The organism is Rhodococcus sp. 27YEA15 (assembly GCF_049739425.1).
GTDB lineage: Bacteria > Actinomycetota > Actinomycetes > Mycobacteriales > Mycobacteriaceae > Rhodococcus_F.
The window spans coordinates 1132501-1145583 of sequence record NZ_JBMHHW010000001.1 but is presented as its reverse complement, the minus strand read 5'-3'; the positions used below and the strand labels follow the sequence as shown (position 1 = coordinate 1145583).

The 13083-nt window shown below is 61.8% G+C and carries 8 protein-coding genes, 2 rRNA genes, 1 pseudogene and 1 riboswitch (1 of these 12 only partly in view); of the genes and pseudogenes, 3 read left to right on the top strand and 8 right to left on the bottom strand.

Annotated elements, in window-relative coordinates:
* Positions 1 to 43 precede the first annotated feature (43 nt).
* A pseudogene (locus tag ABH922_RS05325) lies at positions 44 to 1145 on the bottom strand (LLM class flavin-dependent oxidoreductase).
* A 306-nt stretch (positions 1146 to 1451) separates the two neighbouring features.
* Between ABH922_RS05325 and ABH922_RS05320 the strand changes: the two are divergent.
* Complete coding sequence (locus ABH922_RS05320; RefSeq protein ID WP_424805934.1) at positions 1452 to 2450, top strand: MBL fold metallo-hydrolase; 999 nt, start codon at positions 1452 to 1454, stop codon at positions 2448 to 2450.
* A gap of 9 nt (positions 2451 to 2459) precedes the next feature.
* On the opposite strand, the gene ABH922_RS05315 is transcribed toward ABH922_RS05320, so the two are convergent.
* Positions 2460 to 3011 carry a hypothetical protein gene (locus tag ABH922_RS05315; protein WP_424805933.1) on the bottom strand — a complete coding sequence of 184 codons (552 nt, stop codon included), beginning with the start codon at positions 3009 to 3011 and terminating at the stop codon, positions 2460 to 2462.
* Between the two features lie 285 nt (positions 3012 to 3296).
* On the opposite strand from ABH922_RS05315, the gene ABH922_RS05310 reads away from it, so the two are divergent.
* Positions 3297 to 4790 (top strand): stealth family protein, encoded by a 1494-nt coding sequence (locus ABH922_RS05310; protein ID WP_424809573.1) that lies wholly within the window; start codon positions 3297 to 3299, stop codon positions 4788 to 4790.
* Positions 4791 to 4843: 53 nt separating this feature from the next.
* Here the strand turns inward: ABH922_RS05310 and ABH922_RS05305 are convergent, their stop codons facing one another.
* The 3 genes from ABH922_RS05305 to ABH922_RS05295 form a co-directional block, all read right to left on the bottom strand.
* Positions 4844 to 6211 carry an NtaA/DmoA family FMN-dependent monooxygenase gene (locus ABH922_RS05305; protein WP_424805932.1) on the bottom strand — a complete coding sequence of 456 codons (1368 nt, stop codon included), beginning with the start codon at positions 6209 to 6211 and terminating at the stop codon, positions 4844 to 4846.
* 17 nt (positions 6212 to 6228) lie between these two features.
* Entirely contained in the window at positions 6229 to 7455 is a 1227-nt protein-coding gene (locus ABH922_RS05300; protein WP_424805931.1) for an LLM class flavin-dependent oxidoreductase, read from the bottom strand.
* Positions 7456 to 7540: 85 nt separating this feature from the next.
* Positions 7541 to 7656: riboswitch (SAM riboswitch) on the bottom strand.
* A 77-nt stretch (positions 7657 to 7733) separates the two neighbouring features.
* The gene (locus ABH922_RS05295; protein WP_424805930.1) at positions 7734 to 8639 is read right to left on the bottom strand and encodes a phosphodiesterase; all 906 of its coding nucleotides are present in this window, start codon (positions 8637 to 8639) and stop codon (positions 7734 to 7736) included.
* A 329-nt stretch (positions 8640 to 8968) separates the two neighbouring features.
* Between ABH922_RS05295 and ABH922_RS05290 the strand changes: the two genes are divergently transcribed.
* Positions 8969 to 9544, top strand: coding sequence for a TerD family protein (locus tag ABH922_RS05290; protein ID WP_424805929.1), 576 nt, complete (start codon positions 8969 to 8971; stop codon positions 9542 to 9544).
* An 81-nt stretch (positions 9545 to 9625) separates the two neighbouring features.
* Here the strand turns inward: ABH922_RS05290 and ABH922_RS05285 are convergent, their stop codons facing one another.
* The 3 genes from ABH922_RS05285 to ABH922_RS05275 form a co-directional block, all read right to left on the bottom strand.
* The gene (locus ABH922_RS05285; RefSeq protein WP_424805928.1) at positions 9626 to 11119 is read right to left on the bottom strand and encodes a plasmid pRiA4b ORF-3 family protein; all 1494 of its coding nucleotides are present in this window, start codon (positions 11117 to 11119) and stop codon (positions 9626 to 9628) included.
* A gap of 85 nt (positions 11120 to 11204) precedes the next feature.
* Positions 11205 to 11321 (bottom strand): 5S ribosomal RNA (rrf, locus tag ABH922_RS05280).
* A 171-nt stretch (positions 11322 to 11492) separates the two neighbouring features.
* Positions 11493 to 13083 (bottom strand): 23S ribosomal RNA (locus ABH922_RS05275) (it continues 1542 nt past the right edge of the window).

Below are 13083 nucleotides of genomic sequence, written 5' to 3'. Positions count from 1 at the left end.
TTACAGTACCGGCACTCCCCACTGGCGAGACGGGTTCGACGGTTCAGTCGACGGCGGTGAATCCCTTGGCCCGCGTCCTCGTCCTTCGAGCTCCACAGTGTGGTGGACACTTCTGCCTTCACCAGCGGGATGACTTCCTCGGCGAAGCGGCGGAGGGTGTCCTTCTGCTCCTCGAAGTCGAGCACGTGATTGACCGACACGGACTGGAGGTCGTGGCCGTAGCTCTGGTGGTAGTCGAGGATCTTCTCGGCCACGCGCTCGGGTGATCCGACCAGAGCGGGCCCGCGATCGACGGCTTCTTCGATGGTGCGGAAGCTGGTGGTCTTGCCCACCGCTTTGGGGTCGTGCTTGCGCTTGTCGGACTGCGCTACCGCACCCTCGTAGAGGGGCCGGAATTCTTCGACGGCCTGCTCCGTGGTGTCCGCGAGAAAGAGTCCACCCGAGCCCGAACCGACGTACGCCTTCGCCGGGTCGTGGCCGTGGGCGAGGTACTGCTCGCGGTAGTGGTCGATGAGGACCTTGTAGTTCTCGCGCGGCTGCAGCGCATTCGCGGTGACGATGGGATCGCCCCACTTGGCTGCGAGTTCCACGGCCTCGAACGACGTCGCCGATCCGTGCCAGATGCGGAACGGTCCGTCGAAGGGCCGGGGCAGGGTGGTCGCGTCTTCGAGTGACGGCCGGTGTGTGCCGACCCACTTGACGTTTTCTTCGCTGATCAGCAGTTTGAGGAGCTCGTAGTTCTCGGTCAGGTACTCGTACTGCTTGCTGATGTCGAGCCCCAGCAGCGGGTACTGCAGCACCTCGTTGCCCTTGCCGATGACGATTTCGATGCGTCCACGGCTGAGCTGGTCGAGGGTGCCGAAGTCCTCGGCGACCCGGATCGGGTCGAGGAGTGAGAGCACGGTGACGCCGGTCGAGAGCAAGATGCGCTCGGTGGCCTGAGCGATGGCTCCCAGAACGACGGTCGGGGCCGACGAGAGGACTGGTCCGGCATGGCGCTCCCCCACCGCAAAGGCGTCGATACCCAACTCTTCCGCGAGGACGGCGAGTTCCACCACCCTGTTGAGTCGATCGGAGGGCGCCACTTCCTCTCCGGTCACGGGGTGGGGTGGGTTGAAGATGATGTCCAGTACCTGAAAACGCATGACCCGTCTTTCTCGTGAACCGCACAGTGCGCCTGCCCTGCGAGGCTAATTCGCCTCGGCGACCCACGAGCGGCACATCAGCCCACAGCCCACCAGACCTATAACCCAGTGGCACTGAAGCCTTTCTCTCCCAACATATTCGAGACGGCCATGCCGTCCGGAGCGATAAATTCCCGCCGATCCGAAGTGGCCTCGAAAAGTACGCCACCACCGGACACCAAGGACCTGAATGAGCGACCAAACGAGGGCACGGTAGACATGGAGTATCAATAACTGATTTCTTCTGATCACGACGAGGTACTCGACATGAGCGGTGCGGCAGCCATCGGTGACGGCATCTTCCAGATCCCCGTCCCCATCACGGACAATCCGCTCGGCCACACCATGGTCTACGCGATGGAGTCCCCGAACGGGTTGATCCTGGTGGACGCCGGCTGGGGCGACGACAACGGCTGGCAAGGCCTCAACGCCGGGCTCGCGGAGATCGGGCATTCGGTCACCGAAGTGGAAGGTGTGGTCCTGACTCATTTCCACCCCGATCACACCGGCTTGTGCGGTCGGGTGCGCGAAGCGTCCGGAGCCTGGATCGCCATGCACCACGACGACCACGACATGTTCGAGCAGATGACGGCCCGGCGCACCGACGAGTGGATGGCGAACCAGCTCGACAACATCGAACGGGCCGGAGCGCCGTCCGCCGATCTCGAAGCTCTCCGCGCCGACACCGCCGGCGAGCCACCGGTCGGACCCGAATCCGCACCGGATCGAACGCTGAGCGACGACGAGCGGATCGCCCTCAGCGGACGCACCCTGCGCGTGGTCTACACCCCGGGCCACACACCCGGACACGTGTGCTTCTACCTCGACGACGCCAACGTGATGTTCACCGGCGATCACGTCCTGCAGAAGACCACCCCACACGTCGGCAATTTCGTCTATCCCCTCGAGGAACGCGATCACCTGGCCGACTTCCTCGACTCGTTGCGGCGCGTGCAGGCGATGGACATCACCCGTGGCCTGGGCGCACACGGAATCACCATCGACGACGTCGGCGGGCGAGCCGGTGAACTGATCGAACACCACGAGGAACGACTCGAACATCTCCTCGACGAGTTCACCGATCAGCGGTTGACCGTCTGGGAAGCCGCAGCCCGCATGAAGTGGTACAAGCCATGGGGGGACATCTCGCCGATCGGCAAGTCGATGGCACTGTCCGAGGGCGCCGCGCATGTCCGCCATCTCCTTGCCCGAGAGCAGATCGCCCAGATTCCGGGCACCGAACCGGCACTGTTCGCCAGATCCTGATGACCACTCTCACGACGTAGGCTGCGCACCGGCGGTCGAGGACGTCGTATCGACGATGGTGACCGTCCTGGCCTTTCCGTCGTAGGTGAACCGCCCGCCCGGACCGGTACACGACATGGACAGACTGGACAAGGCTGTACACGAGAGGCTGTCGACGGTGAGCGTGGAACCGTCGAACAGAACCGGTCCGACCAGGCTTCCTTCGGCGACGTTGACGGCTTCACGCACCGTCAGCGCGTCGATGATCACCGAATTGGCCGGGGCCACGATGCCGGTGTCCTGATCGGTGATCGGCGGATTCGTGGCAGGCAAATCCACAAGGCAGAACATGTGCGGTGACGTATCGGTGTTGGGATTGAACCAGCAACCTGCGGCGACACCGTCCAACCGGAATGCGTGTTTGCCGTAGCCGAGGTAAAACGCATCCGCATCGACAGACTCCGACGCCGCCCTACTGGTAGACGGCAGCGGTATCGGGTGCGTTCCGTCGACCCCTTCGGACGCGCAACCCGCGGCCACCACCCCTGAATACACGACAATCATGACGAACCTGAGCTTCATCGCTCACCCCCCGTACGTCAGGGTAGTGATTCGCTCCGACAGCGGCGGATGGATCAGTAGCCGTACCGCAGCTCAGCAGTACTACTGGCTGGTCACATCAGGCGGCTCCGAGGACTTAGACTCGGGGGACACGTCGCAATCGGGATCTTCCGATCGCCGATGTCGCTACTTCCCGGAAGGCATCCCATTACACAATTGCCTGTTTCGTCTGACGTCTATCTGGTTCCGCCGGAGCACGACGACTCCGCCGACGTATCCCATCCGTCCTCATCGGTACGGGCACACATGGGTGAACTCACCTCGACAGTACGGTTCAAGAACCGCTTCGCCCTGCCCATCACCACGACGACACCGTTGGAGGCGATGGTCGAGGACCTGCTCTTCTTGCGCGGACTCCTCGATGCGGCCGGGATCGAGTATCTGCTGGTTCGCGGCAACGACGAACGGCCGGTCATCGCAGTCAGTTGGACCGAGCGCAAACTACTGCGCCGCGCATTGGTCGACGGATGCTCGAACGAGCCCTTCTATTCCAAGACCGTCGACGCCAAGAAGAGTGCGACCGTCCTGGTCGCCGACGGCGCACTGTCCCAGACCAACAAGGCCCGGATCTTCCGGCTGTACCGGCCCCGTGTCCACGTCGCGAGCGGATTGCACTACGGCGCGAACATCGGCGTTCAGATCGAACTGTGGTCCATCACCGAGGAGTCCATAGTCCTGCCGGTCGAGAACTCACTGACACGGCGCACGATACGACCCGAAGAAGCCGTCCGCGGAACCGTCGAGCGCTTCGGGCAGATCTGGCCCACCATCGAGAACATGTTCGCCGCTCATGCCTCCGACGTCGACTTCGACATCGACCTCGTCTTTTCGTGGGTGGACGGCTCCTCCAAGGAATTTCAGGCGCAACGAGCACGCCGCATGCAGAACTACATAGTCGGTGAGGGCGACGAATCCGACGCCCGGTTCCGCCAGATCGACGAACTCAAATACGCGCTGCGCTCGGTACACATGTATGCACCGTGGATTCGCCGTATCTTCGTCGCCACCGATTCGGCCCGGCCGGACTGGTTGGCGGACGATCCGCGGGTTACGTTCGTGCCCAGCGAGGAGTTCTTCGCCGATCCGAGTGTGTTGCCCACCCACAACTCCCAAGCTGTCGAATGCCAACTGCACCACATCCCGGGATTGTCCGAGCATTTCCTGTACTCGAACGACGACATGTTCTTCGGCCGCGCCGTCGGGCCCGAAATGTTCTTCTCCCCCGGCGGGATCAGCATGTTCATCGAAGCCGACACTCGAATCGGTTTGGGCCACAACGACAACGACCGCAGCGGTTTCGAGAACGCGGCGCGCGTCAACCGGCGACTACTGCAAGAACGTTTCGGATCGATGACCACCCGGCATCTCGAGCACGCCGCTACCCCACTGCGCAAGAGTGTGATGGCCGAGATGGAACGCGAATTCGCCGACGATTTCGCGGCCACCGCCGCCAGTACGTTCCGGGCCAGCACCAACATCTCGGTGACCAACTCGCTGTATCACTACTACACCCTCCTCAGCGGGCGCTCCGTGGTGCAGAAGTCGGCCTCGGTCAGGTACGTCGACACCACCGTCAAAGCCGGACTTCGAGAAATGGATCGGCTGCTGGCACACCGATCCGTGGATTTCTTCTGCCTCAACGACGGCAGCGCCCCGGAAATAGATCTGGAACTGCGCACCCGCAAGATCACTGAATTCCTCGACGCCTACTACCCGATCCCGGCACCCTGGGAGCTCTGAAAACGCCGCTGGGGCCGCCCTTTCGGACGACCCTAGCGGATTCGATCTTGTGGTTACCGCACTGCGGCCGGTTCGCGTTCGGCCGGTACGGCGAGGCCCAGATTCTCACGCAACGTCGTACCCGTGTACTCGCTGCGCAGAACACCACGATCTTGCAGGAGCGGCACCACGTCGTCGACGAACTCGTCCAGACCGGTGGGCACGAGATGCGAGCCGATGATGAAGCCGTCCGAGCCGTCCTGTTGGACGAAGGAATCGATCTTTTCTGCCACCTGTGCAGCGGTGCCGACGATCGGTCCGCGCTCGAACTGGTCGATGACGACCTCTCGCAGAGTGAGCTTCTTGCTCTCCGCGACGGCCCGCAACTTGGCGACGGTGGCGAACCTGTCCTGGTAGATGAAGGCCTTACCCTGGATGATCGGCGGCGCTTCGGGATCGGGATCGATGTCGGGTAGTGGTCCCTCGGGATCGTAAGCCGAGAGATCACGATTCCAGATCTGTTCGAGGTGAATCCGGGCCGTCTGACCGGTGACCTGCTGATTGCGGACTTCCCGGTACTTCTCGATGGCGTCGGCCTCGGACGTCCCGATGACGAAGCTCGCCGACGGCAGGATCTTGATGTCCTCGGGTGCACGGCCCGCTGCCACGGCCCGCGCCTTGATGTCACGGTAGAAGTCCGATGCCTCGGGCAGACTGCCGTACGGCGAGAAGATCGCGTCCGCGTTCGCCGCCGCGAAATCACGGCCCTGTGGCGACACACCGGCTTGCAGCTGAACCGGCCGCCCCTGCGGGCTGCGCGGAACCGTGAATCGGCCACTGACATCGAATTGGTCGCCGTGATGCGCGAATTCACCGGCATCCGGACGTGCCAGGAATCGACCGGACTCCTTGTCGGCAACGATGTCGTCGCTGCTCCACGAGTCCCACAGCTCGCGGATCAGCGCAACGGTTTCCGCTGCGCGCTCGTAACGCTTGGCATGATCGAGGTACCCACCGCGACGGAAGTTCCCACCGGTGAAGGCATCGAAGGACGTCACGACGTTCCAGGCCGCCCGGCCGCCGGACAACTGGTCGAGCGTGGCGAATTGGCGTGCCAGTTCGAACGGTTCGTTGAAGGTCGCGTTGATGGTCCCGGCCAGACCGAGATGCTTCGTCACCGCCGCCAGTGATGCGAGGACGGTGAAGGTGTCCGGGCGTCCGATGATGTCCTGGTCGAAGATCTGGCCGGCCCGTTCACGAAGCGCCAAACCTTCGGCGAGGAAGAAGAAGTCGAACTTTCCGCGCTCGGCGGTGCGGGCGGTGTGCGCGAACGACTCGAACTCGATCTGGCTTCCCGCCTTGGGATCCCACCACGCGGTGTGGTGGTTGACCCCACCGAGGTAGGCGCCCAGAATAACCTGCTTACGCTGCTGAGAACTCATGATCTGACACTCCTCGTTCAGGCGGCCGACGTGTCGGCGGCGTAGCGGTTGGGGACCTCGGTCGAGAGGCCGAGCAGGCCGCGCAGATTGGTGTGGGGGTACTCGGTTCGGAAGGCTCCACGCTGTTGCAGCAGTGGAATCAGATCGGACGAGATCGCATCGAGATCGTCGACCGCCACTCCCGGACGCAGACGGAATCCGTCGAGCCCCAAGCCCTGCCACTCGGACAACCGATCGGCAAGCTCGGCTGCCGAGCCGGTGAAGATCACCGCATCGGAGTGGTATTCCTTGCCGGACAGCGCATTCAACCTCTCCAGCCGCGCGCGCCCGGTCTCCGTTGCCGAGTCCAGGAAGATCACGATGTCGGCGTAAACCTGAAGATCAGGGCCGCTGCGTCCGACACTGTCCTGTGCGGTGCGCACCTCGGCGAGAATCGAGGTGACCTGCCCGTCGTCGCGGGGCGTGACGAACACCAGATCAGCCGATCGAGCGGCCAGCTCGTACGGTACGCGCTGATGAGCCAACGCGGTCACCACCGGCTGCCCCTGCGGCGGCCGCGGCGTGATCGACGGGCCTCGCACGGACAGATATTCACCCTCGAAGTTGATGTAGTGCAGCTTGTCCCGATCGATGAATCGTCGTGTCTCGACGTCCCTGATCTCGGCATCGTCTTCCCAGCTGTCCCAGAGTCGGCGAACGATCTCGACCGCTTCGGCGCTCTCGTCGAACAGTTCCTTCACGAAGTCCGGGAGTGTGCCACCGTGAATCGATTCGCGCTCCTGCTCGGTCAATGCCGGGATGGAACGGCGGCCGAAATGCGCCGATTCGGATGCCGAGGCCGATACCTTGACCTGCCAGCCTGCCCGCCCGCCAGAGGTGTAGTCCAATGTCGCGATGGCTTTGGAAACGTGGAAGGGTTCGGTGTGGATGGTGGTGACAGTGGGAATGAGCCCGATGTTCTTGCTGACCGGCGCCACTCTCGCCGCCACCAGATGGGCGTCGAGGCGGGCCCGAACCTCGTCGACCACGTCGGTGAGCGGTTCGAGCGGATTCGACGGCACCGAGAGACTGTCCTCGATGGTCACGAAATCGAGCAGCGACCGTTCCGCCGTAGCCACCAGGTCGGTCCAGTACGGCGCGGAGAACAGTTCGGTCGGGCGTGAGTTCGGTTCTCGCCACGCAGCTGGGTGCCAGCCCGCACCGTCGAGCGCGACGGCGAGATGGAGGGGAAGAGAGGATGTCATCGGCATTTACTCCTGTTCGAGTACCACTCGGGAGCGCACAGTACCGGTCGTGAACGCATCGAGATCGCCGATGCTCGCGTACCGCAACTGCCGCTTGCGATGCGCGATCTCACGCATCACCAGGTGTGATTCCGGGGCACCCCATCGGCATGAAGGGTTGCCGTCCAGCTAGCCGGTCCTTGATCGCTGGAGCTCTGCACCTTCCCCGACGATAGTGCTCGGACACCGCACCGACAATCGTCCCGGTACCGCTGTGGCGGCTTCAGCGGTCCGTGACCTCACACTTTGGTGCGGCTGACAGTTTCGCTCTCGAGGATTCGAACCTCCGCGCGCGCCAAGCGACGCTCGGCTTCCGCTGCGGCCACCGGCTCGCCCACCGACGCGTACTCCCCGAGCGGAACCACCGAATGCACGATCGTCTCGTCGTAGACGTGAACGAGATTGCAGCCTTGCGCACCGTCTCGGCCACGCTGCCCGCCCACCACCACATTGAGATCCTGGGTGTAGCACGTCGACGATGCCACCGACACCGGAATTCCGGCGAACGTCGCCGACGTCGAGAAATGCAGATGACCGGCCAGAATCGCGCGTACGTCGCTGCCCCGCAGCACATCGGCCAATCGAGACTGCTCACGCAACTCTACCAACACCGCCAGGTCCTGGACACACGGCACCGGCGGGTGATGCATCGCCACGATGGTGCCGTCCCGCGCTGGAACGGTCAATTCGCTTCGTAGCCAGTCCAACTGGTGGTCACTGAGCTCACCGTAATGTTGACCGGGCACCGTCGAATCCACAGTGACGAGACGAAGACCGTCGATGTCGTAGACCCGATCGAGCGGAAGTTCGCTCGGCGCCTCACCGAGCAGTACCGACCTGAGTTGACCACGGTCGTCGTGGTTACCCATCGCCCAGATGATCTGCGTACCGAGTTCCTCGACCACCGGGTCGACAATCTCCTTGAGCGTCGCGTACGCGTCACGATCTCCCTGATCGGTCAGATCGCCGGTGAACACCAACGCATCAGGCTTGACCCCGGATGCCACGAGCCCGTCGAGGACCTGACTCAGCCGCTTCGACGCGTCCACCGCGTCGTAGAGTTCACCTTCGGCCACCAGATGTGTATCGCTCAGATGGACCAGGAAATGTTTCGGACGCGGATACTCGGCATTTCGCGCACTCATCGGTTACTCGCTTCCGCTCGTTGTTCCCCGGAACGATGTCGACGCCGACGCCTCGGTACCGCTGTCTCCGACCATCGACACTAGTCAATCGAGCACGGGTGTCGACCCGGGGTGTCTACGACCAACAGAAAGCGAACTCGGCGTAGCACTCCGATATCCGACAACACGCCCTCTTTTCGGCCGGTCCGCGACGATCCGATTCGAACGACACCGCCACGATCTCAGCTCTGCGGCAACGCACATCCCGCTCACGGTAGTGTGAATACGGAACCGACCAATCAGCACCCCGAACGAAGAGACAAACCTTCGTTCGAATGAGAGGAACCTCGATGGGCGTCACACTTGCCAAGGGCGGCAACGTATCTCTGTCCAAGGCCGCACCCAACCTGAGTAGGGTCGCAGTCGGCCTCGGCTGGGATGCACGCAGCACCAGCGGTGCCGATTTCGACCTCGATGCGAGCGCACTGATCACCGGTGCCGACCGCAGAGTCCTGTCCGACCTGCACTTCGTCTTCTACAACAACCTCCGCTCGCCCGACGGTTCCATCGAGCACACCGGCGACAATCTGACCGGCGACGGCGACGGCGACGACGAGGTCATCAACATCGACCTCTCGGCGGTACCGCCGAACGTGACCAACATCTTCTTCCCGGTCTCCATTCACGATGCCGACGCTCGTCTGCAGTCCTTCGGCCAGGTCACCAACGCCTACATTCGCGTCGTCGACCTCGTCACCAGCTCCGAGTTGGCTCGCTACGACCTCTCCGAGGACGCGTCCACCGAAACGGCCATGGTCTTCGGTGAGCTGTACCGCCACAACAGCGAGTGGAAGTTCCGCGCCGTCGGTCAGGGCTACGCGTCCGGCCTGGCCGGAATCGCCCGTGATTACGGCGTCAACATCTGATCGACCATCACAACCAGTCAAGGCTCGATCCACCCCGGATCGAGCCTTGACTGGTTTGCGCCGCCGGCTACCTCCCGGTGATCAGCGCTGCAGAACTGCGCGCGCCAGGTACTTGGCCCACGGAGCATCCGACGTAGCGCCGAACCTTCCAAGATCGACACCTGTGGCGCCGACCAATCCGAGTACTTCCGCGGTGCGGTCAGTCGGATAACTGCGTTCCCAGGTGGACCATCCGCTTTCGGAGACTTCCACCGACCGGATAGTCCTGGTTGCACCCGACACGAAGCGATGCCTGTCCGCCGGTTCCAATCCGGCGGCGACAGCCAGCAGTACGAGAAGCTCCGCAGCCCGCCTACATCCGCCCGCCGATACCGGTATACCGGCAACCATCGCACCCCACAGAGCGTCACAGTCATGTATTGCGCGAGCACCACGTTCGGTCAGCGCTACCCGTCCGTCGAACTTTCGCAGTAGTCCGAAGCCGCGTAACACCGCGAACATCGACTTCGCCTTCGGTAGATTGACGGCCCCCAATTCGGGTTCGTCGAGGTGGGAGTCGACCAGAGAATAAAAGTCGTCAGCCCTCAAACCTTTCGCGCCGACCAGCGTCAATACCGACCGCAGCCGCGCCGTTCCCGCAGTCATCACATCGGCGGGGACACCTCGCGGCACCTCGACTCCCGGCACCTCTATCTCGGCCTGGTCGAACACCTTTCGAAATCCGGGCCGGCCGGGCTCTTCCGAGGTATTCAGCCGCTCGATCAGATTGTTCAGATCGGACAGTTCGGTTCCGCGTGGTGCCGGAAGAACTCGGCCCGTGCCGGGCAGACGCTCGTTTGCCTCCCTGATCGAGAACCGGGTCGGGTCGAAGGTGGTGTCTATCCACTCCAACGTCCACTGCGCCGAACGCAGACGTGCCGATGCCAGCACACCCAACAGTTGTTCGAACTCCCCCGGGCCTGGGCAGTTCTCCGGTGGACATGCACCCGCACCCGCCACACATATCGGCAATCTGTGGACGAAGCTGTCGCTCGGCAATTCGAGAGTTATCGTATGGCGCCAGTTCGCCAATCGACCGTACAGATGGAACAGCTCGTCGCCCGGCGTCGATAGCACGTCCTCCAGCCGCACACCGGCTTCGATCACCTCGTTCGTTCCCGGAGGTAGTCGGTCGCCGGACGTTGGAAATCCGATGTACCCGCAGTCGGGCCCGTCGTGAGCTACCGACCACTTGTGAGACTGGGTGCCGGACCATCCCACGCTCTGACAGACGACCGAATGAAGATCCTCGAGGTACATATCCGAGGAGACGACGATCCGCCGCCAGATCGGCACGGCACAATCGCCGAGCTCTATCCGCAAGGTGTAACGAGCCGGCCGTCGGCGACCTTTCGATCGAGGATCTTTCGGTTCCGGTACCTCGACGACCTTTTCCCGGACGTGGTCTGGTTCCGTCGGAACGAGTCGCAGATGCGACGCACTCGGTCCACGGGAAATCACCATGTCGAGCAGCTTATTCCACCGCGGCTCTTCGAGGAACTTTTGGACAGTCCCGAGGCCGACGCGATCGAACATTATCGGAAAGGTAATCGGTGGAAAATACGAATACCAGAAATGAGTAAAGCCCCCCAACTGTGTTGGGGGGCTTTACTGAATGTGTGTTCGGCGGTGTCCTACTCTCCCACACCCTGTCGAGTGCAGTACCATCGGCGCTGAAGGGCTTAGCTTCCGGGTTCGGAATGGGACCGGGCGTTTCCCCTTCGCTATGGCCGCCGTAACTCTATGAAACTGTCACAGTGGACGATAACCGCGATCAGCGGACACCATGTTCGGATCCACCCTTGTGGCCGGCTCGGTGAGCTGGGGTGGGGGGTGGGTGCGAACATCATGTTCGGTGATCGGGTATCTGTGTTGTTTCAGATACCGCACAGTGGACGCGTAGCTTCTTTGTGGTAAGTCCTCGGCCTATTAGTACCAGTCACCTGCATGCGTTACCGCACTTCCAGTTCTGGCCTATCAACCCGGTGGTCTGCCGGGGGCCTTACCCCCTCGAGGGGGTGAGAAACCTCATCTTGGAACAGGCTTCCCGCTTAGATGCTTTCAGCGGTTATCCCTTCCGAACGTAGCTAACCAGCGGTGCTCCTGGTGGAACAACTGGCACACCAGAGGTTCGTCCGTCCCGGTCCTCTCGTACTAGGGACAGCCTTCCTCAAGTTTCTTACGCGCGCGGCGGATAGAGACCGAACTGTCTCACGACGTTCTAAACCCAGCTCGCGTGCCGCTTTAATGGGCGAACAGCCCAACCCTTGGGACCTACTCCAGCCCCAGGATGCGACGAGCCGACATCGAGGTGCCAAACCATCCCGTCGATATGGACTCTTGGGGAAGATCAGCCTGTTATCCCCGGGGTACCTTTTATCCGTTGAGCGACACCGCTTCCACTTGCCGGTGCCGGATCACTAGTCCCGACTTTCGTCCCTGCTCGACCTGTCAGTCTCACAGTCAAGCTCCCTTGTGCACTTGCACTCGACACCTGATTGCCAACCAGGCTGAGGGAACCTTTGGGCGCCTCCGTTACATTTTGGGAGGCAACCGCCCCAGTTAAACTACCCACCAGGCACTGTCCCTGAACCAGATCATGGTCCGAGGTTAGAGGTCCAATTCGATCAGAGTGGTATTTCAACAACGACTCCACGATAACTGGCGTCACCGTTTCACAGTCTCCCACCTATCCTACACAAACCGAACCGAACACCAATACCAAGCTGTAGTGAAGGTCCCGGGGTCTTTTCGTCCTGCCGCGCGTAACGAGCATCTTTACTCGTAATGCAATTTCGCCGAGTCTATGGTTGAGACAGCTGAGAAGTCGTTACGCCATTCGTGCAGGTCGGAACTTACCCGACAAGGAATTTCGCTACCTTAGGATGGTTATAGTTACCACCGCCGTTTACTGGGGCTTAAATTCTCAGCTTCGCTCCGAAAAGCTAACCGGTCCTCTTAACCTTCCAGCACCGGGCAGGCGTCAGTCCGTATACATCGTCTTACGACTTCGCACGGACCTGTGTTTTTAGTAAACAGTCGCTTCTCACTGGTCTCTGCGGCCCCACCCAGCTCAGGAAGTAAATTCCGTCACCAGACGAGGCCCCCCTTCTCCCGAAGTTACGGGGGCATTTTGCCGAGTTCCTTAACCATAGTTATCTCGATCGCCTTAGTATTCTCTACCTGACCACCTGTGTCGGTTTGGGGTACGGGCCGTGTGAAAGCTCGCTAGAGGCTTTTCTCGGCAGCATAGGATCACTGAATTCGCCTCAATCGGCTACGCATCACGTCTCAGGCTTGTATGCGCCCCGGATTTACCTAGGACACGCCCTACACGCTTACACCGGTATTACCACTGACCGGCCCAGCTACCTTCCTGCGTCACCCCATCGCTTGACTACTACCAGGAAAGGTCCCACGCATCCACCAACTCGAGACCCGAAGGTCTTCTCGCGGCTTCAGGGCAGTTAGTACTCCTGATTCATCATGGGCGCGTTCAC

What these genes read in the sequence shown, in the direction of transcription:
- ABH922_RS05285 (WP_424805928.1), bottom strand. Translation starts at nt 11,119, where the DNA reads ATGTTCGATCGCGTCGGCCTCGGGACTGTCCAAAAGTTCCTCGAAGAG.
- ABH922_RS05315 (WP_424805933.1), bottom strand. Translation starts at nt 3,011, where the DNA reads ATGAAGCTCAGGTTCGTCATGATTGTCGTGTATTCAGGGGTGGTGGCC.
- ABH922_RS05320 (WP_424805934.1), top strand. Translation starts at nt 1,452, where the DNA reads ATGAGCGGTGCGGCAGCCATCGGTGACGGCATCTTCCAGATCCCCGTC.
- ABH922_RS05295 (WP_424805930.1), bottom strand. Translation starts at nt 8,639, where the DNA reads ATGAGTGCGCGAAATGCCGAGTATCCGCGTCCGAAACATTTCCTGGTC.
- ABH922_RS05300 (WP_424805931.1), bottom strand. Translation starts at nt 7,455, where the DNA reads ATGACATCCTCTCTTCCCCTCCATCTCGCCGTCGCGCTCGACGGTGCG.
- ABH922_RS05310 (WP_424809573.1), top strand. Translation starts at nt 3,297, where the DNA reads ATGGGTGAACTCACCTCGACAGTACGGTTCAAGAACCGCTTCGCCCTG.
- ABH922_RS05290 (WP_424805929.1), top strand. Translation starts at nt 8,969, where the DNA reads ATGGGCGTCACACTTGCCAAGGGCGGCAACGTATCTCTGTCCAAGGCC.
- ABH922_RS05305 (WP_424805932.1), bottom strand. Translation starts at nt 6,211, where the DNA reads ATGAGTTCTCAGCAGCGTAAGCAGGTTATTCTGGGCGCCTACCTCGGT.